Annotated in this window: 23 protein-coding genes; 14 read left to right on the top strand and 9 right to left on the bottom strand. The window is 70.0% G+C overall.

Going from position 1 to position 26,073, the window contains the following annotated elements:
* Positions 1 to 32: 32 nt before the first annotated feature.
* From ACN6LB_RS22675 to pqqB, 4 genes are all read left to right on the top strand, one after another.
* On the top strand, positions 33 to 3,017 hold the full coding sequence (locus ACN6LB_RS22675) for a carbohydrate binding domain-containing protein (RefSeq protein WP_445027522.1): 2,985 nt from the start codon (positions 33 to 35) through the stop codon (positions 3,015 to 3,017).
* Positions 3,018 to 3,179: 162 nt separating this feature from the next.
* On the top strand, positions 3,180 to 4,421 hold the full coding sequence (locus tag ACN6LB_RS22670) for an acyl-CoA dehydrogenase family protein (RefSeq protein WP_356139223.1): 1,242 nt from the start codon (positions 3,180 to 3,182) through the stop codon (positions 4,419 to 4,421).
* Positions 4,422 to 4,564: 143 nt separating this feature from the next.
* Positions 4,565 to 4,978: an SseB family protein gene (locus tag ACN6LB_RS22665; protein ID WP_356139221.1), complete on the top strand. Its 414-nt coding sequence runs from the start codon at positions 4,565 to 4,567 to the stop codon at positions 4,976 to 4,978.
* 147 nt (positions 4,979 to 5,125) lie between these two features.
* A complete protein-coding gene (gene pqqB, locus ACN6LB_RS22660; protein WP_445027521.1) occupies positions 5,126 to 6,010 on the top strand; it encodes a pyrroloquinoline quinone biosynthesis protein PqqB in 885 nt (294 codons plus the stop codon).
* 56 nt (positions 6,011 to 6,066) lie between these two features.
* Here pqqB and ACN6LB_RS22655 read toward each other — a convergent pair whose 3' ends face one another.
* From ACN6LB_RS22655 to ACN6LB_RS22630, 6 genes are all read right to left on the bottom strand, one after another.
* Complete coding sequence (locus tag ACN6LB_RS22655) at positions 6,067 to 6,459, bottom strand: MarR family winged helix-turn-helix transcriptional regulator (RefSeq protein ID WP_445027520.1); 393 nt, start codon at positions 6,457 to 6,459, stop codon at positions 6,067 to 6,069.
* A gap of 70 nt (positions 6,460 to 6,529) precedes the next feature.
* Positions 6,530 to 6,883, bottom strand: a complete 354-nt coding sequence (locus tag ACN6LB_RS22650; RefSeq protein WP_356139215.1) for a VOC family protein — start codon at positions 6,881 to 6,883, stop codon at positions 6,530 to 6,532.
* Between the two features lie 171 nt (positions 6,884 to 7,054).
* Positions 7,055 to 8,086: a LacI family DNA-binding transcriptional regulator gene (locus ACN6LB_RS22645; protein WP_445027519.1), complete on the bottom strand. Its 1,032-nt coding sequence runs from the start codon at positions 8,084 to 8,086 to the stop codon at positions 7,055 to 7,057.
* The gene (locus ACN6LB_RS22640; RefSeq protein ID WP_445027518.1) at positions 8,083 to 8,997 is read right to left on the bottom strand and encodes a carbohydrate ABC transporter permease; all 915 of its coding nucleotides are present in this window, start codon (positions 8,995 to 8,997) and stop codon (positions 8,083 to 8,085) included. The genes ACN6LB_RS22645 and ACN6LB_RS22640 overlap by 4 nt, the downstream gene beginning before the upstream one ends.
* Positions 8,994 to 9,917, bottom strand: a complete 924-nt coding sequence (locus ACN6LB_RS22635) for a carbohydrate ABC transporter permease (RefSeq protein WP_445027517.1) — start codon at positions 9,915 to 9,917, stop codon at positions 8,994 to 8,996. Before ACN6LB_RS22635 ends, ACN6LB_RS22640 begins: the two co-directional genes overlap by 4 nt.
* Positions 9,914 to 11,239 (bottom strand): extracellular solute-binding protein, encoded by a 1,326-nt coding sequence (locus tag ACN6LB_RS22630; protein WP_445027516.1) that lies wholly within the window; start codon positions 11,237 to 11,239, stop codon positions 9,914 to 9,916. Before ACN6LB_RS22630 ends, ACN6LB_RS22635 begins: the two co-directional genes overlap by 4 nt.
* A 239-nt stretch (positions 11,240 to 11,478) precedes the next feature.
* Between ACN6LB_RS22630 and ACN6LB_RS22625 the strand changes: the two genes are divergently transcribed.
* The 4 genes from ACN6LB_RS22625 to ACN6LB_RS22610 all read left to right on the top strand — a co-directional run bounded on the left by ACN6LB_RS22625 (position 11,479) and on the right by ACN6LB_RS22610 (position 16,519).
* Positions 11,479 to 13,500 (top strand): beta-galactosidase, encoded by a 2,022-nt coding sequence (locus ACN6LB_RS22625; RefSeq protein ID WP_445027515.1) that lies wholly within the window; start codon positions 11,479 to 11,481, stop codon positions 13,498 to 13,500.
* Positions 13,501 to 13,630: 130 nt separating this feature from the next.
* A complete protein-coding gene (locus ACN6LB_RS22620; RefSeq protein ID WP_445027514.1) occupies positions 13,631 to 15,199 on the top strand; it encodes a glycoside hydrolase family 53 protein in 1,569 nt (522 codons plus the stop codon).
* Between the two features lie 213 nt (positions 15,200 to 15,412).
* A complete protein-coding gene (locus ACN6LB_RS22615; RefSeq protein ID WP_445027513.1) occupies positions 15,413 to 15,700 on the top strand; it encodes an ArsR/SmtB family transcription factor in 288 nt (95 codons plus the stop codon).
* A 90-nt stretch (positions 15,701 to 15,790) separates the two neighbouring features.
* Positions 15,791 to 16,519 carry a hypothetical protein gene (locus tag ACN6LB_RS22610; protein ID WP_445027512.1) on the top strand — a complete coding sequence of 243 codons (729 nt, stop codon included), beginning with the start codon at positions 15,791 to 15,793 and terminating at the stop codon, positions 16,517 to 16,519.
* Positions 16,520 to 16,614: 95 nt separating this feature from the next.
* On the opposite strand, the gene ACN6LB_RS22605 is transcribed toward ACN6LB_RS22610, so the two are convergent.
* The 3 genes from ACN6LB_RS22605 to ACN6LB_RS22595 form a co-directional block, all read right to left on the bottom strand.
* Entirely contained in the window at positions 16,615 to 17,160 is a 546-nt protein-coding gene (locus ACN6LB_RS22605) for an Rv1733c family protein (protein ID WP_445027564.1), read from the bottom strand.
* A 225-nt stretch (positions 17,161 to 17,385) separates the two neighbouring features.
* On the bottom strand, positions 17,386 to 18,327 hold the full coding sequence (locus ACN6LB_RS22600) for a GlxA family transcriptional regulator (RefSeq protein ID WP_445027511.1): 942 nt from the start codon (positions 18,325 to 18,327) through the stop codon (positions 17,386 to 17,388).
* Positions 18,324 to 18,875: a cysteine hydrolase family protein gene (locus ACN6LB_RS22595; protein ID WP_445027510.1), complete on the bottom strand. Its 552-nt coding sequence runs from the start codon at positions 18,873 to 18,875 to the stop codon at positions 18,324 to 18,326. The genes ACN6LB_RS22600 and ACN6LB_RS22595 overlap by 4 nt, the downstream gene beginning before the upstream one ends.
* Positions 18,876 to 19,015: 140 nt before the next feature.
* On the opposite strand from ACN6LB_RS22595, the gene ACN6LB_RS22590 reads away from it, so the two are divergent.
* The 6 genes from ACN6LB_RS22590 (at position 19,016) to aspA (ending at position 26,059) form a co-directional block, all read left to right on the top strand.
* On the top strand, positions 19,016 to 19,996 hold the full coding sequence (locus ACN6LB_RS22590; RefSeq protein ID WP_445027509.1) for an SMP-30/gluconolactonase/LRE family protein: 981 nt from the start codon (positions 19,016 to 19,018) through the stop codon (positions 19,994 to 19,996).
* A 342-nt stretch (positions 19,997 to 20,338) separates the two neighbouring features.
* Entirely contained in the window at positions 20,339 to 21,169 is an 831-nt protein-coding gene (locus ACN6LB_RS22585) for an undecaprenyl-diphosphate phosphatase (RefSeq protein WP_445027508.1), read from the top strand.
* Positions 21,170 to 21,372: 203 nt separating this feature from the next.
* Positions 21,373 to 22,050, top strand: a complete 678-nt coding sequence (locus ACN6LB_RS22580) for a FadR/GntR family transcriptional regulator (RefSeq protein ID WP_356139243.1) — start codon at positions 21,373 to 21,375, stop codon at positions 22,048 to 22,050.
* Positions 22,047 to 23,495, top strand: a complete 1,449-nt coding sequence (locus ACN6LB_RS22575; protein ID WP_445027507.1) for an amino acid permease — start codon at positions 22,047 to 22,049, stop codon at positions 23,493 to 23,495. Before ACN6LB_RS22580 ends, ACN6LB_RS22575 begins: the two co-directional genes overlap by 4 nt.
* Before the next feature lie 11 nt (positions 23,496 to 23,506).
* On the top strand, positions 23,507 to 24,523 hold the full coding sequence (locus ACN6LB_RS22570; protein WP_445027563.1) for an asparaginase: 1,017 nt from the start codon (positions 23,507 to 23,509) through the stop codon (positions 24,521 to 24,523).
* Positions 24,524 to 24,643: 120 nt separating this feature from the next.
* Complete coding sequence (gene aspA / locus ACN6LB_RS22565; protein WP_445027506.1) at positions 24,644 to 26,059, top strand: aspartate ammonia-lyase; 1,416 nt, start codon at positions 24,644 to 24,646, stop codon at positions 26,057 to 26,059.
* The last annotated feature ends 14 nt before the right edge of the window (positions 26,060 to 26,073 follow it).

Genomic DNA, 26,073 nt, shown 5'->3' with positions numbered 1-26,073 from the left:
GTCCCTTTCCTGCGGCCCGTATCGGAGTTGCCATGAGACGCACGCCACCACGCCTGCCAAGACGCCCGCTGGTGGTGTTCGTGGCTGCAGCCGGACTGCTCGGACTGGTCACGGCGCCTGCGACCAGGGGTTCCGCACCGATGGAACCGATGGAGACGACAGCCGCGACCTCCAACACGGCGACCGTCTTCTACTACACGAAGACCAAGAACTGGCCTGCCACGTACCTGCATTACGCGCCGGACGGCGGTTCCTGGACCACCGTGCCCGGCACGCGGATGGAATCGGCCTGCACGGACTGGGTGAAGAAGACGGTCGACCTCGGCTCGGCCGCCGGACTGCAGGCCACCTTCAACAACGGCAGCGGCACCTGGGACAACAACGGCGGCAGCAACTACGCCCTGGGCACCGGCACCATCACCGTCAAGGACGGCGTGATCGCCCACAGCGACCCGTGCGCCGACAGCGGAACGGGCAGTGGCAACCAGGCCAAGGTCTACTACTCGACCACGACCTCCGGCTGGACCACCGCCAACATCCACTACGCGCCCGCCGGAGGGTCCTGGACGACAGCGCCCGGGGTCGGCATGGAGGCGGCCTGCACCGGCTGGTGGAAGAAGACCCTCGACATCGGTACGGCGACCTCGCTGAAAGCCGCCTTCAACAACGGCAACGGCGTATGGGACAACAACAACAGCGCCGACTACACCATCCCGACCGGCACCACGACCGTGAAGGACCGGACGCTCACCAAGGACGCCACCGACCCCTGCGCCGCCGAGGAGCCGGACACGCAGGCCCCCACCGCGCCCGCCCACGTCACCGCGAGCGCCACCGACACGTCGGTGGTGGTGAGTTGGGACGCGGCAAGTGACGACACGGGCGTCACCAAGTACCAGGTCACCCGCACCGGCGGCACCCGGGGCACGGTCGTCACCGACATCGGCTCAACGGTGTACTCCGACACGGGACTTGAGGAGAAGACCGCTTACACGTACACCGTGAAGGCCGTCGACGCGGCCGGGAACACCTCGCCCGCATCGGCCGCGGTGACCGCCACGACCGGCGAGAAGGCATCCGCGCCGGCGTCCGGCACGCCGCTGGGTACCGACCCGCGCAAGGACCCGATCTACTTCGTGCTCACCGCCCGCTTCTACGACGGTGACAGTTCCAACAACCGCGGCGGCAGCCAGGACGTGAAGTCGGGCAACGCGGCGAACAACGACCCCATGTTCCGCGGGGACTTCAAGGGCCTGGTGAACAAGCTCGACTACATCAAGGGGCTCGGCTTCTCGGCCGTCTGGATCACCCCGGTCGTCCTCAACCGCTCGGACTACGACTACCACGGGTACCACGGCTACGACTTCTACAAGGTCGACCCGCGCCTGGAGTCCGCCGGCGCCTCCTACCAGGACCTGATCAACGCGGCTCACGCCAAGGGGATGAAGATCTACCAGGACGTGGTCTACAACCACAGTTCCCGCTGGGGCGCCAAGGGCCTGTTCACGCCGACCGTGTACGGCGTGCGCGATTCCCAGTGGAGCTGGTACTACGACGAGAAGAACGAGGGCTTCGAGTACGACGGCCTGACCGTCGAGCCCAAGTCCGGGAAGTCGTACTACAACGGCGACCTGTGGTCCACGGCCGAACCCTCCGGCAACACCTGCGTCAACTGGGGCAAGGCGACCGGTGCCAAGAGCGCCGAGGGTTACACGCTCTACAACTGTCAGTGGCCCAGCCCCACGTCGGGCATGTTCCCGAAGACGTACTACCACCAGTGCTGGATCGGGAACTGGGAGGGCGAGGACTCGCGGTCCTGCTGGCTGCACGAGGACCTGGCCGACTTCAACACGGAATCGACGCCCGTGCAGAACTACCTCATCGGCGCCTACGACAAGTACATCGACATGGGCGTCGACGGCTTCCGCATCGACACCGCCGTGCACATTCCGCGCGTCACCTGGAACCGCCGCTTCCTGCCCGCCATTTACGACCGCGTCACCCAGAAGTTCGGCACGGACGCCGCCAAGAACTTCTTCGTCTTCGGCGAGGTCGGCGCGTTCGTCAACGACAAGTGGAACCGCGGCTCGGTCAACCACTCGGCGCAGTTCTTCACCTGGAAGGAACGCAAGGAGTACAGCGCGGACGACGCGACAGCGGCCATCGAGCAGTACAACTACGAGGAGCAACTCGGCACCGGAAACCAGCCGACGTCGACGAACGCCTTCCTCAGTGGGAACAGCTACCACACACCGGACCACAGCCAGTTCTCCGGCATGAACATCATCGACATGCGCATGCACATGAACTTCGGCGACGCGCAGAACGCCTACAGCAACGGCAAGGACTCCGACGACTCCGTCAACGACGCCACGTACAACGTCGTCTACGTCGACAGCCACGACTACGGCCCGAACAAGTCCAGTACCCGCTACAGCGGAGGCACCGACGCCTGGGCCGAGAACATGGCGCTGATGTGGACCTTCCGAGGTATCCCCACGCTCTACTACGGCTCGGAGATCGAGTTCCAGAAGGGCAAGCAGATCGACTGCGGCCCGACCTGCCCGCTGGCGTCCACCGGGCGTGCCTACTACGGCGATCACCTCGCCGGGTCCGTCACGGCCTCCGACTTCGGGACGGTGGACTCGGCGAGCGGAGAGGTCGCCACGACGCTGGCCCAGCCCCTGGTCAAGCACCTCCAGCGGCTGAACCGTATCCGCAGGGCGATCCCGGCCCTGCAGACGGGCCAGTACTCCACCGACGGCGTCAGCGGTTCGATGGCCTTCAAGCGCCGTTACACCAGCGGGAGTACGGACAGCTTCGCACTCGTCACGGTCACCGGCGACGCGACGTACACCGGCATCCCGAACGGCACCTACACGGACGCCGTCACCGGTGATGCGAAGACCGTCTCCAACGGCACGCTGTCCGTGGCGGCACCGGGCAAGGGCAACCTGCGGGTGTACGTGCTGAACGGTCCCGGCAGGATCGGGACCGCCGGACCGTACCTGAAGTAGGGCGCGGCGAGAGGTCCCCGGGCCCGGGAGCGTGTTCGCGCTCCCGGGCCCGAGGCCCGACCTGATTGGCGCTTTCGAGTCGGTACACGCCCGCCCGCTGCCGTGTTCAATCGCTCGTATCGGGCCATCGGCGGACGGCCCGCCCGTCAGGAGGCAGGCACTGTGATCGCGGCTCCCGAACCCGGTCTGACCGAACGTGACATCGTCGAGCGGGCCGTGGCGCTTCGCCCCGCACTGCTGGAACGCCAGCCGGAGACCGAGCGGTTGACGCGCTATCCGCAACAGACGCACGACGACTTCCTGCGCTCCGGCTTCTACCGGATACTGCAGCCACGCCGGTACGGCGGCTACGAGTTCGGCCTGCCGACGTTCTACCGCGTGGTGACCGAAATCGCTCGCGGCTGCCCCTCCACGGGCTGGGCCCTCTCGCTCGCCGCCGCTCATGTCCTGCAGGTCACCACGGTCTTCGACGAGCGGGCGCAGGACGAGATCTTCGGCGGCGACGGCGAGTTCCGGGCCGCGTCCACCGCCACTCCCATCGGTGTCGCACAGCCCGACGGCGACCACCATGTGATGCTCGACGGCACCTGGCCGTACGCCTCCGGCTCCCCGTACTCCACGCACTACGTCGGCCAGACGCTGCGCGCCCCCGAGAAGGAGGGCGACCCGCCGGGACCGTTCGTGCTGTTCGTCGCGCCCCGCGCCGTCTGGACGGTGCTCGACGACTGGCAGGGCGTCCTCGGCCTGCGCGGCAGCGGCTCGAACAGCATCCGCCTGGACCGGGCCCGTATCCCCACCCACCTGACCCGCGAGGTGAGCCTGCTCGACCTGCCCGTCGAGGGCGGCACCGCCGGGTCCCGGCTGCACGGCAACCCCATGTACGCCGGTCGCGCGGCAAGCTTCTTCCACGGGGAACTGGCCGCCATCATGACCGGCATCGCCCACGCGGCCGCCGACGAGTACGCGAGGATCGTCGCCGCACGCCCGCTGATCGCCGACCCGACCCGCACCCGGTCCGAACTGCACGACTACCAGCGGCACCTGGGTGAGGCGCTGGGCGCCATCCACGCGGCCGAGGCGGCTCTCCAGCACACCGCCGAGGAGTGGATGGAGACCTGCCGTCGCAACGTCTCGGGCGAGGCCCCCTTCACCGCCGCCGAGGACAACCGGCTGGCGCTCGTCTTCCTCACCGCCGGACGCATGGCCTGGGACGTGCTGCAGGGCATCCTCTTCCGTACGGCGGGTTCCCGCCACGCGCGCGACGGCGAGCGGATGCAGCGCTACTTCCGTGACGCGGCCACGTACTGGTCCCATATCGGCCCCACCATGGCCGAGCCACTGCACCGACGCGTCGGCTGTGACCGCCTCGGCCTGCCTTCGGACCACATTCCGCTGCTGCCCTGAGCGAGGGGCCCGCTGGTCGAGCCCCGTCGCGAAGACCGCAGGCATGCCCACGGTGCGCCCGGGTACGCGACGAGGGTGTGCCCGGGGCGGATCGTGATGATCATGTCCTGGGCGGCCCGTCCGTACTACCCCCGGGATCTGCCATGGATACGTCCTCGAACAACCACACCGCACCCGCGACGCCCGCGCAGGAGGCGCTGGACACCCTCGCCGTCCACACACAGGACACGGAGGCGTTGAACACGCTCGCGGACAGCGAGGTGCTCATTCCGGTGCCCGACGACGCGGGCGACGCGGACGCCACCGACCCGTCGGCCGTCGCGCTGCCCGTGCTGGAGCAGGACAGCGGTGAGCAGGTCGTGCCGGTTTTCACGTCGGAAGTGGAGATGGCCGGGCTGCTGCCCTTCGTCTCGCGCTACCGTCTGGTGCCGCTGGGCGCGCTGGCCTCCCAGTGGCCGTCCGGTGACCTCTCGCTCACCATCGACGCCGGCTCCGCGCACGGTCTGACGCTCAACTCGGAGGGCGTACGCACCCTGTTGGCCCGCCCCCAGCTGTGAACCCGGCACCGGTCAGCGGTTCCTGCGGGACTTGAAAGGACACCCCCCGGCAGTGCTCGCCCACGGGCCGTGCCGCCGCGTATTCGAGGCCCTCCGACAGGGAAACATCCTGCGGGGAACGGTCCGATACGGAGAGGTGGGATCGCTGTGAGAGTCGCCTTGCTGGGCACGGCCGCCGGGGGCGGCTTCCCGCAGTGGAACTGCGCCTGCGCGCTGTGCGCGGCGGCTCGCGACGGCAAGCTGCCCGCGCGCACGCAGGAGTGCGTCGCCGTCAGCGGCAACGCCCGCGACTGGTGGCTGCTCAACGCCTCACCCGACATCCGTACGCAGCTCATCGCGGCCCCCGTGCTCGCACCGGGACCCGGGCCCAGGGACACGCCCGTACGGGGGGTGCTGCTGACCGACGCCGAGGCCGACCACGTCATGGGGCTGACCATCCTGCGCGGCGGCGCCGACCTCACGGTCTACGCCCCGCCGGTGGTCCTGGCCACGCTGGCACCGCTGCGCGGCATGCTGGACCGCTACGCCCCGTGGGTGTGGGCGGACAGCCTGGCCGAGGGCGGCTTCGTGCTGTCGGGGGGCCTTGTGGTCACCGCGCACCCGATCGGATCCAAGGTCCCCAAGTACGTGTCCGGTGCGGTCGAGGACACGCGGTGGGTGACGGCGTACCGGATCGAGGACCTGGCCACCGGGGGAGTGCTCGTGTACGCACCCTGCGTGGCCCGGTGGACCCCGGCGCTGGACAGGCTGCTGACCACGGCGGACTGCGTACTTCTGGACGGCACGTTCTACGCGGCCGACGAGATGGGCGGGGCGGTGCGCGCCCCTGCCGGGCAGGCCGCGATGGGGCACCTCCCGGTCTCCGGGGCGCAGGGCAGCCTGGCCGCCCTGGCCCGCCACCCCCGCGTGCGCCGGATCTACACGCACCTCAACAACACCAACCCGCTGCTCGACCCGGAATCTCAGGCCCGTGCCCGGGTCACGGAGACAGGCGTCGAGGTGCTGGAGGACGGCGCCGAGGTGGCCCTCTAGGGCCGCTCCGCCGCCGTACGACCCCTGGTCAGGGCCGGTGCGCCGCCGTCCGGCCGCTAGTCGTTCAGCATGCGGGCGAGGGCGGCGCGTTGCAGGGGGCGGACCTCCGTGTGCAGGTCGCGGCCCTTCGGGGTGAGCGCGACCCACACGCCACGGCGGTCCTCCTGGCAGACGCTGCGCTCCACCAGGCCGTCCTTGTCCAGCCGGCCGATCAGGCGGGACAAGGCGCTCTGGCTCAGGTGCACCCGGCCGACGATGTTCTGCACCCGGCACTGCTCGCCCGGCGCCGCGGCAGCCTCGGAGGCCAGGATGTCGAGCACCTCGAAGTCGCTGGCGCCGAGGCCGTACGGATGCAGCACGCGGTCGATCTCGCACATGGTGCGCGCGTGCACCGACAGGATGTCCCGCCACCGCTCCTCAAGCCGCGTATCGGCCGTCTTCGCTGCCATATCTGAACGATAACAGAGATCCGGCCATTCGTTGAGTATGCAATTAGTGCAGCTGCATGCAATGGTCGGGCTAGGCGGTGGGCGGGTCCTGCGTGATGCCGACCAGGTTGCCGTCCGCGTCCTTGACCGAGGCGATCAGCTTGCCGCCGCCCACGTCCTGGACGTCCTGCAGCAGCTCGGCGCCGGCCTCGACGAGACCCGCCAGCGTCGCCCGGATGTCGGTGACGTGCCAGTAGGGAACGGGTCCGGTCATCCCCTTGGCGTGCCCGTTGGGGTCCAGACCCACGTCCTGCCCGGCGTCCTTGTAGCCCACGTAGTAGGGCTCGTCCGCGTACGGCTCCACCCCCAGCAGCGCGCTGAACAGGGCCTTCGTCCGGGTGAGGTCCTTGACGGGGTAGATGATGGTCTTCAGGCCGTCGGTCATGACGTCTCCTAGGGAGTGCGTGTCGGGGTGCCGTTGTCCGGCGTGCCGACGTGTTGTCGTCGGCTCCTTCACGTTAGGTCCGCGGAGCGCCCGGTGGCTTCTTCGATCCTGACCGGTCGACGCCTTGGCCGACGGTGGTGGGCGACACGGCCGCGGCCGCCCACCACTCGCTCAGGTCGACTGCCGCCGCACCAGTTCCGTCGGCAGGATCACCGCCGCCGGGTCCTCGCCCCCTATCTGGGCGAGCAGGACGCGCACCATCTCGTTGCTGATGCGGTCCCAGGGCTGGCGGATGGTGGTGAGGGCGGGGTTGGCCGCCGTCGCGGCGGGGGAGTCGTCGAAGCCGCCGACCGACACGTCCTCCGGCACCCGCAGCCCGGCCTTGCGCAGGGCCGCCAGTACGCCCTGCGCCATCAGGTCGGAGGCCACGAAGACGGCGTCCATGTCCGGGACCCGCGCGAGGAGTTGCTCGGCGCCGGCCTCACCGCTGGCCCGGCTGTAGTCGCCGGAGGCGATGAGGCGGTCATCGGGCTCGATGCCCGCGGCGGACAGCACCTCGCGGTAGCCCGCCAGACGCTCCACGCCACCGGGGGTGTCGAGCGGACCCGTGACCATGCCGATGCGGCGACGGCCCAGCGACAGCAAGTGCTGGACCATGTCGCGGGCGCCGTCACGGTCGTCCGCGGCGACGTAACTCACCTTGGAACCCAGGCCGATCGGCTTGCCGCAGGCGACCAGCGGCACCCCGGCCTCGCGCAGCTCCTCGGCGACCGGGTCGCCGGAGTGACTGGAGACCAGCAGCACGCCGTCGACGTGACCCGCGGTGATGTACCGCGTTATACGCCGCCGTTCGTCCTCGGTCCCGGCCAGCATCAGCAGGAGCGGGACGTCGTGGGCGGCCAGCGCCTGCGTGCAACCACGCAGCAGGACATTGAAGTTGGGGTCCTCGAAGAACCGCTCCTGAGGCTCGGTCAGCAGGAAGCCGATCGAGTCGGAACGCCCGGTGATCAGCGAGCGGGCGTGCCGGTTCACCACGTAACCCGTGCGGTGGATGGCGGCGTTGACCGCCTCCTGGGCGGCGGGGCTCACATAGTGGCCGCCGTTGAGCACCCGTGACACGGTGCCGCGCGAGACCCCCGCCTCACGCGCCACGTCGTGGATCGTCGGCGGTTTGCGCCTGCCCCCCGTGTTGCTCATGGTCATGACTTTACGGCCCCGGACAGCAGGTCGAGGCTCCAGAACCGCTGGATGACCAGGAACAGGGCGATCAGCGGGAGCACCGCCAACAGCGCGCCGGTGATGACCAGCGTGTACAGGGCGGGGGTGTTGGCGCCCTGCTCCAGCAGGGTGAACAGGCCCAGTGTGATCGGGAACTTCTCGTCGTCGCTGAGCATGATGTACGGCAGCAGGAAGTTGTTCCACACCGCCACGAACTGGAACAGGAACACCGTCACCAGTCCGGGCACCATCATCGGCAGCGCGATCCGCGTGAAGATCCGCCACTCGCTCGCCCCGTCCATCCGCCCGGCCTCCACCACGTCACCGGGCACGGCCGCGGCCGCGTAGATCCGGGCGAGGTACACGCCGTAGGGGGAGAGGATGAGGGGCAGGAGCACGGAGGCGTACGAGTCGGTGATGTCCGCCTTGGCCAGCAGCAGGTACTGCGGGATCGCGAGGATCACCGGCGGCATGAGCACGCCCGCCATGAGCACGCTGAAGACGGTCTCGCGGCCGCGGAAGCGGTAGACGGCGAGGGCGTAACCGCTGAGCGCCGAGACGGCCGTCGACAGGAGGGCGCCCAGGCCCGCGTAGAGGGCGGAGTTGCCCATCCACTTCCAGTAGACGCCGTCGCGGTAGGCGTTGAGGTCCTTGATGTTCTGGGTGAAGCCGGTGCCCGGCAGGAACGTGAACGTCGAGAACAGCTCACGGCCCGACTTGGTGGCCGCGATCACCACCCAGGCGACCGGCAGCAGGCAGTACAGCGCGCCCAGCAGCAAAGTCAGCGTGGGGACGAGCGCGATCCGGCGGCGCAGCGGCGGACCCTGGGCGGTGCCGGGCGTGGTGCCGGCCGCCGGGGCGGCCTTGCGGATGTCGCCGGTGGCAAGAGAACTCATCGTGCTTCCTCCTGCTTGTTACGGGAGTTCGCGGCGCGCAGGAATCCGAAGGACAGGACGAGCGTGACGAGGGCGATGATCGTCGCCTCCGCTGCGGCCGAGTAGATGTCGCCCTTGCCGAAGGCGTCCTGGTACACCTTCATCAGCGGACTCCAGGTCGTGGGAACGGAGTTGGTGAGCGGTTTGAGGGTGGTCGGCTCGCTGAACACCTGGAGCGTCGCGATGATCGAGAAGAAGAAGGTGAGTACCAGCGAGGGCGCCACCATCGGGATCTTGATCTTCAGCGCGACCTGCAGCGGGGTGGCCCCGTCCAGCTTCGCCGCCTCGTACACCTCGACCGGGATGGCCCTCAGTGAGGTGTAGATGACGATCATGTTGAAGCCGGTGCCGCCCCAGACCGCGATGTTCGACAGCGCGAGGTAGAGCGGGCCGCCGTCCAGCAGGTCCGGCTGCGGCATCCCCAGCTTGTCGAGGACGAAGTAGAACGGGCTGACGTCCGGCAGGTACAGGAAGCCCCACAGCAGCGCCGCCACGACGCCGGGGATGGCGTACGGCAGGAAGATCGCGAGCCGGGTGAAGGGCGCGAGCCGCACCTTGTCCGTGTCGAGCATCAGCGCGAAGAGCAGGGCGAGCCCGAGCATCACCGGGACCACGATGGCGCCGTAGCCGACCACGCGCAGCGCGCCGTCGAGGAGCTCGGAGTCGCTCAGGGCGTCCTTGTAGTTCTCCAGGCCGGCCCAGACCTCCTTGCGGGCACCCGAGCCCAGGCCGAGGCCTGAGACGTGCACCTTGTGGAGGCTGAGCCAGAGCGCGTACCCGATGGGCAGCGCGAAGAACAGGGCGAACAGGATCGTCGCGGGGAGGAGGAAAGCGTACGGGGCCGTCCTGACCCCGTACGCTTTCCGGCGTGCCGTGGTCACTCGGCGACCTCGAAGCCCTGCTTCTTGAGGTCGGCGACCGTGTCGCCCTGCATCTTGGTCAGGGCGGCGGAGAAGTCCGACTTGTTCTTGGCGGCGGCGCCGAACGCGTCCTTGAAGGTCGTGTAGGCGACGTTCACGTTCGGGCCCCAGGCCGAGGGCGCCGTGGACTTCGCGATCTCGGAGGCCTGGGCGTAGAAGTCCGACTGGTTCGAGAAGAAGGCCGGCGGCTGGGCGAAGGCGTCACTGGTCTGCGCGGTCGTGGCGGCGGGGTAGATGCCGCCCTCCTTCGCCAGCGCGGTCAGCGCCTCGGGGTCGGTGTTCAGCCAGGCGGCGAACTTCGCGGCGGCCGCCTTGTGGTTCGAGTCCGTGGTGACGGCCGTGGAGGAGCCGCCCCAGCTGCCGGTGACCTTCTCCGAGGCGGACCACTGCGGCAGCGGGGCCATCGCCCACTTGCCCTTGGTGTCGGGGGCCGCCGTGGTCAGGGTGCCGGGCGCCCAGACCGCGCTGACCCAGGCGATCTGCTTGCCGGTGTTCAGCGCCTTGTTCCAGGACGGTGTGTACATCGGCTGGTTGTCGATCGCGCCCTCCTTGACGAGGCCGCCCCAGAAGTCGGCGACCTTCTTCGACGCCGCGTCGTCGATGCCGACCTTCCACTTCTCGCCCGAGGTCGTCCACCACTTGGCGCCGGCCTGTTGGGCGAGACCGGCGAAGAGGCCGGAGTCGTTGGCGGAGAAGGTGGTCAGGTCCTTGTCCGGGGCCTTCTTCTTCAGGGCGCGGGCGGTCTCGGCGAACTCGTCCCAGGTCGTCGGAACCTTCAGGCCGTACTTCTTGAAGAGGTCCTGGCGGTAGTAGAACATCATCGGGCCGATGTCCTGCGGGATCGCGTAGACCGCGTCCGTGCCGAGCGTGGTCTGCTGCCAGACGCCGTCGGCGAAGTCGGACTTCGCGTCCTTCACGTCGCCCGCGATGTCGGCGAGCGCGTCATTGCTGACCAGGGTCGGCAGGGCCTGGTACTCGGCCTGGACCAGGTCCGGGGCCTTCTTCGCCTTGTGCGCCGTGAGGATCTTGGTGACCAGCGTGTCGCCGGACGCCTGCTTCTTCACGGTCACCGTGATCTGCTGCTTCTTCCCCGGCCCCTTGTTCCACAGGTCCGCGACCTTGTCCATGCCCGGGGTCCAGGTCCAGTAGGTCAGCGAGGCGGGCCCGGACTGGGCGTCGCTGTCGCTGTCCTTGTCGGACGAGCCGCAAGCGGCGAGGGCGGTGGCGCCGAGCGTGACGGCGAGGGCGGTGGCCACGAGGCGGCTGAGCTTCGTGTTGGGCATGGATCGTTCTCCCCTGACCTGGGTCTCCGCCTGCTGCGGAGGCCTGCCATGCTTCTGTGAGCGTTCACATAACCAGGATCAATGCTTGGCGCAAAGACCTGCACTATGTCTGTGAGCGTTCACAGTAGAGAAACATCCCGGACACTTGTCAATGGTTGTTGCTGTGCGGTTATGTTGGGCTCTCGCCGTCGGCGATGTGTGTGCACGTTCCCAAATGATCGACTTCACGGGAGAGATCCATGCCGGAGACCACCCCGAAGGGCCTCACCCGGCTCGCCTTCGGAGGGGACTACAACCCTGAGCAGTGGCCGGAACACGTCTGGCATGAAGACGTCCGGCTGATGCGCGAGGCGGGCGTCACGATGGTGAGCGTCGGGATCTTCTCCTGGGCGATGCTCGAGCCCGAGCGCGGCGCCCACGACTTCGGCTGGCTCGACCGGCTGCTCGACCTGCTCCACGACAACGGCATCCGCGCCGACCTCGGGACCCCGACGGTCGCCCCGCCGGTGTGGTTCTACCGCGAGCACCCGGACGCGCTGCCGGTGGCCGCCGACGGCACCCGCTACGAGTTCGGCTCGCGCGGCGCCATCTGCCACAGCAACGCCGACTACCGTGCCGCGGCCGCCGACATCACCACGCGGCTCGCCACCCGGTACGCCGACCACCCGGCGCTCGCCCTGTGGCACGTCCACAACGAGTACGGCGTCCCCGTCTCCGCCTGCTACTGCGACTCCTGCGCCGCGCACTTCCGCCGCTGGCTGGGCGCGACGTACGAGACCGTCGAGGCGCTCAACGAGGCCTGGGGGACCGCCTTCTGGGGCCAGCGCTACACGGACTTCGAGCAGGTCAACCCGCCCCGGACGACTCCCACCGTCGGCAACCCCGCCCAGGCGCTGGACTACAAGCGGTTCGCCGACGCCACCATGCGCGAGAACTTCGTGGCCGAGCGGGACATCCTGCACCGCCTCGCGCCCGGCATCCCGGTGACCACCAACTTCATGACCGCGCTCAGCCAGTGCGACTCCGTCGACTACTGGGCCTGGGGCCGCGAGGTCGATCTGGTCACCAACGACCACTACCTGATCACCGACGGCCGCCGCACCCATGTGAACCTCGCGATGGCCGCCGACCTCACCCGCTCGGTGGCCGGCGGCGCCCCCTGGCTGCTGCTCGAACACTCCACCTCGGGGATCAACTGGCAGGCCCGCAACCCCGCGAAGGCCCCCGGCCAGATGGCGCGCAACTCCCTCGCCCATGTGGCGCGCGGCTCCGAGGGCGCCATGTTCTTCCAGTGGCGCCAGTCCCGGCGCGGCGCCGAGAAGTTCCACTCCTCGATGCTGCCGCACGCCGGCACGGACTCACGGGTGTGGCGCGAGGTGGTCGAACTCGGCGCCTCCCTCGACTCGTTGAGCACCGTCCGGGGCACCCGCACCCAGGCCGACGTGGCCGTCCTGTGGGACTGGCACTCCTGGTGGGCGCAGACCCTCGACTGGCGCCCCAGCGAGGACCACGACCCGCGCGAGCGCGCCGACGCGTTCTACGAGGCGCTCTACGACCGCCACCTGACCGTCGACTTCGCCCACCCGGAAGCCGACTTGTCGGCCTATCCCCTTGTCGTCGTGCCCGCGCTGTACCTGATGACCGAGGCCGCCGGGAACAACCTCAGGGAGTACGTCGAGAACGGCGGCACCCTCGTCGTCTCGTACTTCTCCGGCATCGTCGACGAGCACGACGCCGTGCACGAGGGTCCCTACCCCGGCCCCCTGCGTGATGTACTCGGCCTGACCGTCGAGGAGTTCTCGCCGCTGCTCAAGGACGACCGCGTCCGCATCACCGGCCCCGACGGCTCCGAGCTCGGCGGCGATGTGTGGACCGAGTTCGTGGTGCCGCGCGGCGCCGAGACCGTGTGGACGTACGCCGACGGTCTGACCGCCGGCCATCCCGCCATCACCCGGCACCGGCACGGCAAGGGCTCGGCCTGGTACGTCTCCACCCGACTGGCCGCGCAGGGGCTGGACGCCCTCATCGGCTGGGCCGCCGACGACGCCCGTCTCGCGCCACGCGCCGACCTGCCCCGCGACGTCGAACTGGTGCACCGCACCGGCGAGTCGGGCACCTTCCTGTTCGCGATCAACCACTCCGCGCTCGACGCCAAGGTGCCCCTCGACGCGCACGGCACGGAACTGCTCACCGGCGAACGCGCCGCCGGGCGCCTGTCCGTGCCCTCGGGAGCCGTCAGGGTCGTACGACTCGACGGCTGATCCCCGCCCACAAGACCCCGACCGGACTCCTGGGGGGACATCCGGTCGGACGGGGGGCGCCGGGCCCCGACCTTCGGGCGCGGCGCCGCCCCACACCCCCAGTCTCCCCACCTTCGTCGAAGGGACGACGATGTTCCACGCGAGACGCGCTCTACGGGCCCTGCTGATACCGCTGTTCGCGGGGCTGGCCCTTGTCACTCTGCCGGTCACCACCGCCCAGGCCGCCTCCACGCTCACCAACGGCGGCTTCGAGTCGAACGGCACCGGAACCGCCACGCCGACCGGCTGGTCGACGTACTCGGCGGGCGGCCAGAACGCCGCCTCCTTCACCGAGTCCGGTGGCCACAGCGGCAGTTACCGCCTCACCCACTACTCGTCCGCCGCCTACAAGGTGGAGACGTACCAGTACCTCTCCGGGCTGACCAACGGGAACTACACCCTCACCGCCTGGGTCCGCTCCGGCGGCGGCCAGAACTCGGCGTACATCGCGCTGAAGAACTGCGGCAGCACCGAGCAGCGCACCGGGCTGCCGGTGTCCAGCAGCGGCTGGGTCCGGATCGTCACCTCCATCGCGGTGACGAACAACCAGTGCACGATCAGCATCAACTCCGATGCCAACGCGGGCAACTGGATCAACGTCGACGACCTGACGTTCGCCTCCGGCACGACGGGCCTGAGCATCAAGGGCGCCGACATCTCCTCCCTCGCCAAGAGCGAGGCGCTGGGCGGCGTGTACAAGAGCAGCTCCGGCACCACGACCGACGCGCTCACCGTCCTGAAGTCCTCCGGCATGAACTACGCGCGCCTGAAGGTCTGGGTGAACCCCGCCGACGGCTACAACAACAAGACGCGCGTCCTCGCCATGGCCAAGCGCATCAAGGCGCAGGGCATGAAGCTGCTGGTCGACTTCCACTACTCCGACACCTGGGCCGACCCGGGCAAGCAGACCAAGCCCGCAGCCTGGTCCGGACACACCTACAGCCAGCTCAAGACGGACGTCTACAACCACACGTACGACGTCCTGAACGCCCTCAAGGCGCAGGGCACCACCGCCGACATGGTGCAGGTCGGCAACGAGATCAACGGCGGCATGCTCTGGTCCGAGGGCTCCACCGACAACTGGTCGCAACTCGCCGGGCTGCTCAACTCCGGCTACAGCGCGGCCAAGGCGGTCTCCTCCTCCACCGTGGTGGCTCTGCACCTGGCCAACGCGGGTGACGACGCCACCGTCCGCTGGTGGTTCGACAACGCGAAGACGTACGGGATCAACTACGACGCGGTCGGCCTGTCGTACTACGGCTACTGGCACGGCACGCTCGCCGCGGCGCAGACCACGCTCGACGACGTCGCCTCCCGCTACGGCAAGCCCGTGTTCATCGCCGAGACGGCCTACCCCTTCCGTCTCGACAGCGACGACTCGCTCACCAACCAGATCGACACCACCGGTGAACTGGTCTCCGGCTACGCGGCCTCGACGGCCGGGCAGACGGCGTGGATGAACGACGTGGCGAGCATCGTGGAGGCCGTCCCGAACGGACGCGGCCTCGGTGTCTTCTACTGGGAGGCCACCTGGACGGCGGTCACCGGCAACGGCTGGGACCCGGCCGACGCCACCTCCGGCAACGGCTGGGAGAACCAGGCCCTGTTCGGCTTCGACGACAAGGCGCTGCCCGCCATGTCGTGGTTCAGCCACCGCTGAGCAGGTGACGAAGGACTGAACGCATGAGGAGGGGCCCGGTCGCCAGGCGCGGCCGGGTCCCTTCGCGCGTGACGGCGCACGCCGGGGGCCGAACGGCCCATCCGACCCTGCCCGTTCGGCCCCCGGCCGGGGCCGCTGGGGCCTGGGCACACGGCCCCCGGCCGCGAGACAGTGACCGTACGGCGCGGTGCCGGACCGACCGAGGGGGAAGAGATGCTGAGGGTGCCGAGCAACGAGAGACGGCTGGACATCCTGGAGTGGCTCCGGGACCCCGCCGCGCACTTCCCACCGCAGCCCCACGCCGACCCCGTCACCGACGGCGTCTGCTCCCAGTCGGTCGCCGACAAGCTGGGAGTGAGCCGCCCGGTGGCCAGCGCACACCTCGAACTCCTCGCCGGAATAGGACTGTTGCGGGCCACCAGGATCAGGAGCCGCACCTTCTACCGCCGTGACGAGGAGCGCATCGCCGATGTGCGGTGGCTGTTCGAGAAGGGCTGGTAGCAACGCCGGCACCCGGCCCGGCGGCGGCCGCATACCGCGGGACGAGGGTGTACCGCGGCATGACGACGGCGGATCAGGCAGACTCGGCGGGTGGACAGCTATGGAATGGTGCACCGAGAACCCGCTCCCGAACGGTACGGACGCCTGCGCGTGCGGACCGACGATCTCGGCCCTGCGCGCTGGCTGACCGAGCGTGCCCCTGGGAACGGCGACTTCGGCACGGTGGCGGGTGTCGCCGCGCCGGGGTTCGCCGCCTACGCGAGGGTGCTGCATCCGGCGTCACTGGGGGAGCGGCCGGTGCGGTGGTCGACGGTGGGTGCCGCCTACGGCCGTGAGGTCGCGCCGGGCACGAACTGGCACGAGCTGATCGGGACCGACCGGGAATATCAGAACGCGGCCGACTACGGCCTGCCCGGTGTCTGGGACGAACACGCGGCGGAGGGGCCCACCCCGCCAGGTGTCGCCCGGGCGCTGATCCCGATCCTGGCCCGGCACACGCGGAACCCCGAGCGCTGCTGGTTCGGGCTGTGGAACGGCTACGGCCGCTGGGACTTCGATCTGTTGCCCTCCTTCGAGACCCCCGGCCGGGACGAGGTACTGCTCGCCGGAACGCTGGACGAAGCCGTCTCGCCGGTGTCCCTGGACGAGTTCGCCGAGCTGCCCGATCTGTGGTGGCCCGAGGATCGCGCCTGGTGCCTGGGCGGCGACGTCGACCTGGTGAGCACCTACATCGGCGGGTCCGAGGCGTTGATCGCCGAGTTGCTGGCCGCCCCGGAGCTGGAGGCACACCGGGTGTCGCCCGGCGACGCGGTCGGCTGACGCTCCGGTGCGCCGGTACCGAGCACTGCTGCGCGCCATGAGGCCGTGCGGCCGGCGCCACCGGTTCGGAGTGCCGAAGCCCGGGGCGCAACCGCTCACCGCTTCTCCCGTCCCCACTGCGGCCCGACCCGGTCCCACGCCCTGCCCCACTCGTCGATCCGGCGGCGGTCCAGCTGACGGCGCAGGACGCGTCCGCCGGCGTAGACCGGCGCGGCGAAGGCCGTCGCGGCCAGCAGGCCGAGCGCGTCGGCCTGCACGGAACTCTCCGTCGCGGACGGAGGGCGGGTGACGAGCCGGCCCTGACCGTTCACCCAGACCTTGACCTCGGAGCCGACCCGATGTCCCGCATCGAGCATTGTCCGGTCGGTGCGCGTGGTGCCGTCCGCCGTCCAGCGGACCGTGGCGCGGACCCGGGTACCCTCCCAGCCGGCCCGTACCGGGCTCGACGTGTTGTCCATCAGCACGGCCTGCACGGGATGCCGATCGGCGCGCTGCCGGGCGAAGGCGTCCTCGGTGGAGTGCGCGCAGACCGTGCCGACAAAGGGGGCACCGACCGCGATGGCCGTCCATACGCCCAGGACGACCCACCCTTCGACGACATCGTCGCGTCGCCGCAACGGATTCCTGCGCCACCTCCACAGCCATCGGCCGCGCGTTGCCTGCCCGTCGTGCTGTCCCGACGGCCTGCCCGCCCCGTGCCCGCTCCGCTGTGTCGGCCTGCCATTGCCTCGCATCGCGTCGCACCTCCTCCTCCGGCCCTTCACGACCGTCCGTCACGACCGTGACACCCGGACGAGTTCCCAGATGAGGGCAGCTGAGGCAGGAGTGGGAGGACCGTTCGGCGTGACGCGCCGGCCCGGCCGCGGTCAGTTCAGGGCGGCCTCGCCGGACCTCGCGGAGGGCGCCCGCTGCCGCAGGCGGCGCAGCATCCGGGCGTCCTCGAAACCGACCTCGCGGGCCGCGCCCTCCACCGTCGCACCATGGCTGATCAGGTGCTCGGCGCGCTCCAGCCGGAGCATCTGCTGATAGCGCAGCGGGGTGAGGCCGTCGGCGGCGCGGTGGAACAGCCGGGTCAGCGTGCGCTCGCTGACGCCGACGGAGGACGCCAGCCGGGCCAGCGGAAGCTGCTCGGCGAACCGCGCGTCGATGAGGTCCTGGACGCGGTGGACCGTGTCGTCCAGATGGGAGCGGTGCCGCAGCATGGCGCTGGCCTGCGGTTCGTGGCCGTTGCGGCGGGCGTAGACGACCATGTTCCGCGCCACCTGGGCGGCGCTCGCCGCGCCGTGGCGTACGGCCAGCAGATGCAGCGCCAGGTCGATGCCGCTGGCGATACCCGCCGACGTCACCACCCGGTCGTCGGTGGTGAACAGCACGTCGCGGACCACGATCGCGCGGGGATGGCGGGTGGCCAGCTCGTCCTGGTGCTCGTGGTGGGTGGTGCATCGGCGCCCGTCCAGCAGTCCCGCGAGGCCGAGCGCCTCGGCTCCGGCGCACACGCTGGCGACGGTGCCGCCGGCGGCATGGTGGGAGCGCAGACGCTCCAGGGTGGCCGGGCCCGGTTGCGGGCCGCCCCGCAGGGTGGGCGCCCGCCAGCCGGGCACCATGACGAGGTCGTCGGCGCCGAGATCCGGCCATTCGGTCCGCGCGGTCAGCGGCAGTCCCTGGGCGCTGTGCACCTGCTCCTGCTCGCCGACGTAGGCGATGCGGTAGGGCAGCCCGTAGCCCGCCGCCGTACTGAAGACCTGGGCCGGACCGGCCAGATCGAGCAGATGGACGCCGGGCAGCAGGACGAAGACGACAAGGCTCACGCCTGGGATGCTCCCCTCTCCGCCTCCAGTTCGGCCACCGTGGCGATCCGCGCGAAGCGGTCGCGCAGGACCGCCTCCGTGCGCTCGATGATCGCATCCGCGCCGAGGTCACCGATCGGGTTGGTGGTCGTCGCGTCGGTCACGAAGGTCATCCGGTAGCCGAGGTCGCTGCCGACCCGGGTGGTGGTCTCCACGCACTGCTCGGTGCGGATGCCGCAGACCGACAGCTCGCGCACGCCGGCCTCGGTCAGCCGCTGCTGCAGATTGGTGGTGGTGAAGGCGTTGTGGGAGGTCTTGTGCAGGACCGGTTCGCCGGGCTGCGGCTGCTCCAGTTCTTCCATCAGCCGTACGTGACCCAGGGCGGGGTCGAACACGGTTCCGCTGCCGGGCTCGGAGTGCAGGACCCAGACCACCAGGTCGCCGCTCGCGCGGGCGAGGCGGACCAGCCGGTTGACCGGATCCGCGATCTTGGGGTTGGCGGCCTGCTCCCACTCCTTGCGGGCACGGAAGGATTCCTGGACATCGATGACGATCAGCGCTCGGTTCATGTCCCCCATTCTGGTCTGCGCCGATGCCCGGGGAGCAGGCCCGATCCAGGCCTCCACCGGAACGATCCGGTCACGCCCGCCGCCGGGCCCGCGCGCGGCGCGCTTGCCCCCTCCCGCGGATCGCGGCAGCCTACGCAGACATGGCCCACCTACGCACAGCCCACCGCCCTCAGGTCCTCCAGCCCCAACGCCTCGTCGCGATCGGCGGTCACGGCCCCGAGGACGTCGTCGCCGACAGACGCGGCCGCGTGCTGACCGGAGTCGAGGACGGACGCATCCTGCGCCTGGACGGCGTCGCGGACCCCTCCGGTGTGCGGGTCGAGACGCTCGCCGACACCGGCGGCAGGCCCCTGGGGCTCGAACTCCTCCCGGACAACGCCCTGTTGGTCTGCGATGCCCGGCGCGGCCTGCTGCGGGTGTGCCTCGACGACGGCACCGTGCACGTCCTCGCCGATTCGGTGGAAGGACAGCTGCTCCGGTTCTGCAGCAACGCGGTCGCCCTGTCCGACGGCAGCATCTACTTCACGGTCTCCAGCCGGAGTTACCCCCTGGAGCAGTGGATCGGCGACCTGGTCGAGCACACCGCGACCGGACGGCTGCTGCGCCTCGCAGCCGGCGACAAGGAACCCGAAGTCCTCCTGGAGGGGCTGCAGTTCGCGAACGGGATCGCGCCGGCAACCGACGAGTCCTTTCTCGTCGTCGCCGAGACAGGCACCCGCCGGCTCACCCGCTACTGGCTCACCGGACCGACGGCCGGTCGCAGCGAGGTCTTCGCCGACGATCTGCCGGGGCAGCCGGACAACCTGTGGCGCAGCCCGGGCGGACCGATCTGGGTGGCACTCGCCGGGCCCCGCGTCCCCCCGCTGGAGCTGCTGCACCGCCGGGGCCCCGCCGTCCGTGCCGCCGCCGCGAAGGTGGCCGTACGGGCGCCGTTCCGGCCTCCGGGCCTCGCCGCCGTCCTCGCCGTCGACGAGCAGGGCCGCACCCTGCACCACCTGGAGCGGCGACGCGCCCCCTTCCGTATGGTCACCAGCGTCTGCGAGGCCGACGGTCGGCTGGTCCTGGGCAGCCTGTGGGAGCGCGGCGTGGCGGTGTGCGATCTGCCGGAGTCCACCGGCTGACGACCGTGGCGAGGCCTCGGGGAAGGTAAGAAGTGGTTGTGAGCCGACTCTTGGTGATCATCCGTGCGATCGTCGGTGCGCCTGCGCGTACCTGACCGACCGGGTGGTGGGGACCCTGCGCGACACTGTCTCCCCGGCCCCTTCACGGCCACCGGCGTTGGCGACCCTGTGCCGGGCCCCCGCTGCCCGCAGCGGCGGCCGCGGCGCGGCGTTCGGGGAGTCTCGGTGCGGCTGGGGCCCTGCGGGGGTGGGCGGCGGGAACCCCCGCGTGGGCGTGGGGCGTCACGTCCGTGTAGTAAGACTGTGCCCGCCGCACTCCTTCTCTGAGCAGAACTGGATCCCATGAGCGTCATCAACGTCGGTCAGGCCGTCGTCCTCGGAGCGATCGAGGGCGTGACCGAATTCCTGCCTGTGTCCTCCACCGGCCACCTCAAGATCGCCGAGGGGCTCATGGACATCCCCGTCGACGACGACGCCGTCGTGGGATTCTCCGCCGTGATCCAGGTCGGCGCGATCGCTGCCGTCCTCGTGTACTTCTTCAAGGACATCGTGCGGATCGTCTCCGCCTGGGGCCGTGGGCTGCGCGACCGCGAGGAGCGCACGAGCCATGACTACAAGTTCGCCTGGTGGGTCATCTACGCGACCATCCCGATCGTGATCGTGGGCCTGGCCGCCAAGCCGCTCATCGAGGGGCCGCTCGCCTCGCTGTGGGTGGTGGCGGGTTCGCTGATCGCCGGCAGCGCCGTGATGTGGGCGGCGGACCAGATGGGCCGGCACAAGCGCGGTGAGGACGACACCTCGTTCAAGGACGCGATGCTGGTGGGCAGTTCGCAGATCCTCGCCCTGCTCTTCCCGGGTTTCTCGCGCTCCGGCGCCACCATGTCCACCGCGCTCATCCTGGACCTCGACCGGGTAGCCGCCACCCGGCTCTCCTTCTTCCTCGGCATCCCCGCCCTGACCGGCGCGGGCCTGTACGAGCTGAAGGACGCGCTGGGCACCGGGGTGGGCGTGGCCCCGCTGGTCGTCGGCACGGTCGTGTCGTTCGTGGTGGCGTACGGCTCGATCGCCTGGCTGCTGAAGTTCGTCGCCAAGCACTCCTTCAACGCGTTCGTGATCTACCGGGTCGTCATCGGTGTGCTGCTGTTCGGCCTGCTGGCGTCGAACACCCTCTGATCTTTCGCGGTCCGCCCGGCACGGGCGGGCTCGGCCGATCTCTCGTGCGGTCCACGGGGCGTGATACCGGTATTCAGGTATCGCGCCCCGTGAAAATTTAAATGCCAGTCCCTTGACAGCCCCCTCTCGTCCCCCGGAGGATCACCCCCGTGAACCTGTCAGACAGCCAGACAGGTGGTTCCGGCCCGCGGCGCATCAGCGCCATGGAAGCGGTGCTCGGCCATCTGCGCAGCGCCATTGAGCGCGGTGAGTACGCGGTGGGGGACAAGCTCCCCTCCGAGGCGGAGCTGTGCCGTCTTCTCGAGGTCAGCCGGCCCGTGTTGCGCGAGGCCCTGCGGGCCCTGCAGACCATGGGCCTGACCGTCTCCAAGACCGGCAAGGGCACCTTCGTCGTCGCCAGCGCCGTCGAGGACCCCACCTTCGGCGACTACGCGGCCAGTGACCTGCTGGAAGTCCGTCGGCACGTCGAGATCCCGGTGGCCGGGTACGCCGCCGCGCGGCGCACGCCGGAGGACCTCGACCATCTGGCGCACCTGCTGGACCGCATGGAGCACGAGACCGACACCACCGCGTGGGTCGCCATGGACACGCTCTTCCATCTCGCCGTCGCCCAGGCCGCCCAGAACCCGGTCTTCCGCCGGGTCATCGAGGAGATCCGGGACGCGCTGGCCCGCCAGTCGGCCTTCCTCAACGAGCTCGGCGGCCGGCGCGAGCAGTCCAACCGCGAGCACCGGGCGATCGTCGAGGCCCTCATCGACGGCAGCGAGGGCGACGCGGTGGAGGCCATGTCCCACCACCTCGACCGGGTCGAGACGACCCTCACCGACATCGTGCGTCCCGCGCACGCGGACACCCCCACGGAAGGCGGAACCGAAGCGTGAGCGAGCAGTTCCTCAAAGAAGAGACCCTGCCCACCGGGCAACCGGCCGCGCACGTCGACGCCGGAGACGCCGGCTACAGCAAGTCCCTGAAGTCCCGCCACGTCAACATGATCGCCATCGGCGGCGCCATCGGAACCGGCCTCTTCCTCGGCGCCGGCGGCCGCCTCGCCGACGCCGGCCCCTCCCTGTTCATCGCCTACGCCGTCTGCGGAATCTTCGCGTTCCTCGTCGTCCGCGCGCTCGGTGAGCTGGTCCTGTACCGGCCCTCCTCCGGCGCGTTCGTGTCGTACGCCCGCGAGTTCCTCGGCGAGAAGGGCGCGTACGTCGCGGGCTGGATGTACTTCCTGAACTGGGCGACCACCGGGATCGCCGACATCACCGCGGTGGCGCTCTACACGCACTACTGGGGCATGTTCTCCGACATCCCGCAGTGGGTGATCGCGCTCATCGCTCTCGCCGTCGTCCTCACCGTGAACCTGATATCCGTGAAAATGTTCGGCGAACTGGAGTTCTGGTTCGCCATCATCAAGGTGAGCGCGCTGGTCGTCTTCATGCTGATCGGCATCTTCCTGCTGGTCACGCAGCACCCCGTGGACGGCCACAACCCCGGCCCGTCCCTGATCACGGACAACGGCGGCATCTTCCCCAACGGCCTGCTGCCCATGCTGCTGATCATCCAGGGCGTCGTCTTCGCCTACGCCTCCGTCGAGCTCGTCGGCGTCGCGGCGGGAGAGACCGAGAACCCCGAGAAGATCATGCCGAAGGCGATCAACTCGATCATGTGGCGCGTGGGCCTCTTCTACGTCGGCTCCGTGGTCCTGCTGTCGATGCTCCTGCCCTGGAGCAAGTACAGCGCGGCGCAGAGCCCCTTCGTCACGGTGCTCTCCAACATCGGCATCCCGGCCGCGGGCGGCGTGATGAACCTCGTCGTCCTCACCGCCGCCATGTCCTCGCTCAACTCCGGCCTGTACTCCACCGGCCGCATCCTGCGCTCGATGGCGATGTCGGGATCCGCACCGAAGTTCACCGGCCACATGAGCCGCAGCCAGGTCCCCTACGGCGGCATCCTGCTCACCAGCGGCATCTGCGTCCTCGGCGTCGGCCTCAACTTCGTAGTCCCCGCCGACGCCTTCGAGATCGTGCTGAACTTCGCGGCGATCGGCATCCTCTCCACCTGGGGCATGATCATGCTCTGCCACCTGCTGTTCTGGCGGAAGACCCAGAACGGCGAGCTGTCCCGGCCGAGTTACCGGCTGCCCGGCTCACCGTGGACCGAGATCGTCACCATCGGCTTCCTCGTCTCCGTGCTCGTGCTGATGTACGCCGACGGAGGCGCCGGACGTACCACCGTGCTGTGTCTCCCGCTGATCGCCGCCGCGCTCGTCGCCGGCTGGTACGGAGTGCGCCGCCGCGTGGCCGCGATACAGGTCGAGGCAGGAAAGTGAACCAGGCAGTGATGTACGGCAGTTCGGTCTCCGCGGCCCCCGCGATCCGCGAACCCCTCCACGCACCCGTCGCCCATCTCGTCCGCGGCGGCGTCATCGAGGGCATCCACTACGGCTCGGTGGTCGTGCTGGCCGCCGACGGTGGCGTCGACCTCCAGATCGGCGACATCGAGGCCGCCTGCTACCCCCGCTCGGCACTGAAGCCCGTCCAGGCCGTGGCGATGCTGCGGGCCGGGCTGCCGCTGGACGGCGAGCTGCTGTCGCTCGCGGCGGCCAGTCACTCCGGCGAGGAACGCCATCTGGCCGGCACCCGGCGCATCCTGGAGCTGGCAGGCCTGCCCGAGAGCGCCTTGCGCAACGCGCCGGACCTCCCCTTCGACCCCGTGGTCCGGGAGGCCTGGGTACGCGAGGGCCGGTTGCCCTCCCGGCTGGCCCAGAACTGTTCCGGCAAGCACGCGGCCATGCTGCTGACCGCACGGCTCAACGGGTGGTCGCTCGACGACTACCTGGACCCCGGGCACCCCCTGCAACAGGCCATCGCCGAGATCGTCGAGGACCTCACCGGCCAGGCGATCGCCCAGGTCACCGTCGACGGCTGCGGCGCGCCGCTCTTCTCGATCTCCCTGCACGGCCTCGCCCGCGCCGCCGCCCGGATCACCACGGCAGCACCGGGCACCCCCGAGGCGCAGGTGGCCGACGCGATGCGCGAACACGCCGAGATGGCCTCCGGCTCGGGCCGTGACGTCGCCGCGCTGATGCGGGCCGTACCGGGGCTGCTCGCCAAGGACGGCTTCGAAGGCGTCCAGGTCGCAGCCCTGCCCGACGGGCGCGCCGTCGCCGTGAAGATCGCCGACGGTGCCGACCGGGCCCGCGTCCCGGTGGCCGCCGCCGCCCTCGCCCGCGCCGGCGTCGATCCCGTCGCGCTCGCCGAGTTCGCCGGGGCCCCGCTGCTCGGCGGCGACGCCGTGGTCGGCAGCCTCCGGCCGACCCGCGCCCTCGACCCGGTGACCCGGCCCACGTACGCCTGATCCCGATCCGGTCACCCGGCCCACGTACGGCCTGATCCCGAACCGGTACCTCCCCGCTCGTACGCCCTCCTCAGCCCCCTGCGCCCGACCGCCCCCTCCCGAAGGAAGACCCGCACCGACATGACCGCCGCAACCCATCGCAGCGAGCACGACCTGCTCGGCGACCGCGACGTCCCCGCCGAGGCGTACTGGGGCATCCACTCCCTGCGCGCCACGGAGAACTTCCCCATCACGGGCACGTCGATCTCCGCCTACCCGCACCTGATCGACGCCCTCGCCGCGGTCAAGGAGGCCGCCGCGCACGCCAACGAGGACCTCGGCCTGCTCGAACCGAGGAAGGCCGCCGCGATCGTCGAGGCCTGCCGGGAGATCCGCGACGGCAAGCTGCACGACCAGTTCGTCGTCGACGTCATCCAGGGCGGCGCCGGCACCTCGACCAACATGAACGCCAACGAGGTGATCGCCAACCGGGCGCTGGAGCTGCTCGGGCACGCCAAGGGCGAGTACCGGCACCTGCATCCCAACGAGGACGTCAACCTCGGCCAGTCCACCAACGACGTCTACCCGACCGCTGTGAAGATCGCCACGGTCTTCGCCGTACGAGGCCTGCTCAAGGCGATGGCCGTGCTCCAGGACGCGTTCGCCCGCAAGGCCGTCGAGTTCCGTGACGTACTGAAGATGGGGCGCACCCAGCTCCAGGACGCCGTGCCGATGACGCTCGGCCAGGAGTTCTCGGCGTTCGCGGTCATGCTGGACGAGGACCGCAGCCGCCTCGCCGAGGCCGTCGAGCTGATCCACGAGATCAACCTCGGTGCCACCGCGATCGGCACCGGCCTCAACGCCCCCGCCGGCTATGCCGAGTCGGCGCGCCGCCACCTCGCCGACATCACCGGACTGCCGCTGGTGACGGCGGCGAACCTGGTCGAGGCGACCCAGGACTGCGGGGCGTTCGTGCAGATGTCGGGTGTGCTGAAGCGGATCGCCGTCAAGCTCTCCAAGAGCTGCAACGACCTGCGGCTGCTGTCGTCGGGGCCGCGGGCCGGCCTCAACGAGATCAACCTGCCGCCGGTGCAGGCCGGTTCGTCCATCATGCCCGGCAAGGTCAACCCGGTGATCCCCGAGGTCGTCAACCAGGTCGCCTTCGAGGTGATCGGCAACGACGTCACCATCACCATGGCCGCCGAGGCCGGACAGCTCCAGCTCAACGCCTTCGAGCCGATCATCCTGCACTCCCTGTCCGAGAGCATCACCCATCTGCGCGCCGCCTGCCTCACCCTCGCCGAGCGCTGCGTGGACGGCATCACCGCAAACACGGAGGGACTGCGCGCCGCGGTGGAGAACTCCATCGGCCTGGTCACCGCCCTCAACCCGCACATCGGCTACACGGCGGCCACCGACATCGCCAAGGAAGCTCTCGCCTCCGGACGCGGCGTGGCCGAACTCGTCCTGGAGAAGGGCCTGTTGCCCGCCGAGCGGCTTGAGGCGCTGCTGCGGCCCGAGGTGCTCGCCGGCACCGGCACCGCGCAGGCGATCTGACCCGATGAGCACCA

This window comes from Streptomyces sp. SAS_270, assembly GCF_052543295.1.
The sequence above is the reverse complement of the archived record's forward strand: the minus strand, read 5'-3'. Positions and strand labels throughout refer to the sequence as shown.

What these genes read in the sequence shown, in the direction of transcription:
- ACN6LB_RS22585 (WP_445027508.1), top strand. Translation starts at nt 20,339, where the DNA reads ATGAGCGTCATCAACGTCGGTCAGGCCGTCGTCCTCGGAGCGATCGAG.
- ACN6LB_RS22615 (WP_445027513.1), top strand. Translation starts at nt 15,413, where the DNA reads ATGCTGAGGGTGCCGAGCAACGAGAGACGGCTGGACATCCTGGAGTGG.
- ACN6LB_RS22630 (WP_445027516.1), bottom strand. Translation starts at nt 11,239, where the DNA reads ATGCCCAACACGAAGCTCAGCCGCCTCGTGGCCACCGCCCTCGCCGTC.
- ACN6LB_RS22620 (WP_445027514.1), top strand. Translation starts at nt 13,631, where the DNA reads ATGTTCCACGCGAGACGCGCTCTACGGGCCCTGCTGATACCGCTGTTC.
- ACN6LB_RS22675 (WP_445027522.1), top strand. Translation starts at nt 33, where the DNA reads ATGAGACGCACGCCACCACGCCTGCCAAGACGCCCGCTGGTGGTGTTC.
- ACN6LB_RS22640 (WP_445027518.1), bottom strand. Translation starts at nt 8,997, where the DNA reads ATGAGTTCTCTTGCCACCGGCGACATCCGCAAGGCCGCCCCGGCGGCC.
- ACN6LB_RS22645 (WP_445027519.1), bottom strand. Translation starts at nt 8,086, where the DNA reads ATGACCATGAGCAACACGGGGGGCAGGCGCAAACCGCCGACGATCCAC.
- ACN6LB_RS22655 (WP_445027520.1), bottom strand. Translation starts at nt 6,459, where the DNA reads ATGGCAGCGAAGACGGCCGATACGCGGCTTGAGGAGCGGTGGCGGGAC.
- ACN6LB_RS22570 (WP_445027563.1), top strand. Translation starts at nt 23,507, where the DNA reads ATGTACGGCAGTTCGGTCTCCGCGGCCCCCGCGATCCGCGAACCCCTC.
- ACN6LB_RS22625 (WP_445027515.1), top strand. Translation starts at nt 11,479, where the DNA reads ATGCCGGAGACCACCCCGAAGGGCCTCACCCGGCTCGCCTTCGGAGGG.
- ACN6LB_RS22590 (WP_445027509.1), top strand. Translation starts at nt 19,016, where the DNA reads ATGGCCCACCTACGCACAGCCCACCGCCCTCAGGTCCTCCAGCCCCAA.
- ACN6LB_RS22650 (WP_356139215.1), bottom strand. Translation starts at nt 6,883, where the DNA reads ATGACCGACGGCCTGAAGACCATCATCTACCCCGTCAAGGACCTCACC.
- ACN6LB_RS22665 (WP_356139221.1), top strand. Translation starts at nt 4,565, where the DNA reads ATGGATACGTCCTCGAACAACCACACCGCACCCGCGACGCCCGCGCAG.
- aspA (WP_445027506.1), top strand. Translation starts at nt 24,644, where the DNA reads ATGACCGCCGCAACCCATCGCAGCGAGCACGACCTGCTCGGCGACCGC.
- ACN6LB_RS22595 (WP_445027510.1), bottom strand. Translation starts at nt 18,875, where the DNA reads ATGAACCGAGCGCTGATCGTCATCGATGTCCAGGAATCCTTCCGTGCC.
- ACN6LB_RS22580 (WP_356139243.1), top strand. Translation starts at nt 21,373, where the DNA reads ATGGAAGCGGTGCTCGGCCATCTGCGCAGCGCCATTGAGCGCGGTGAG.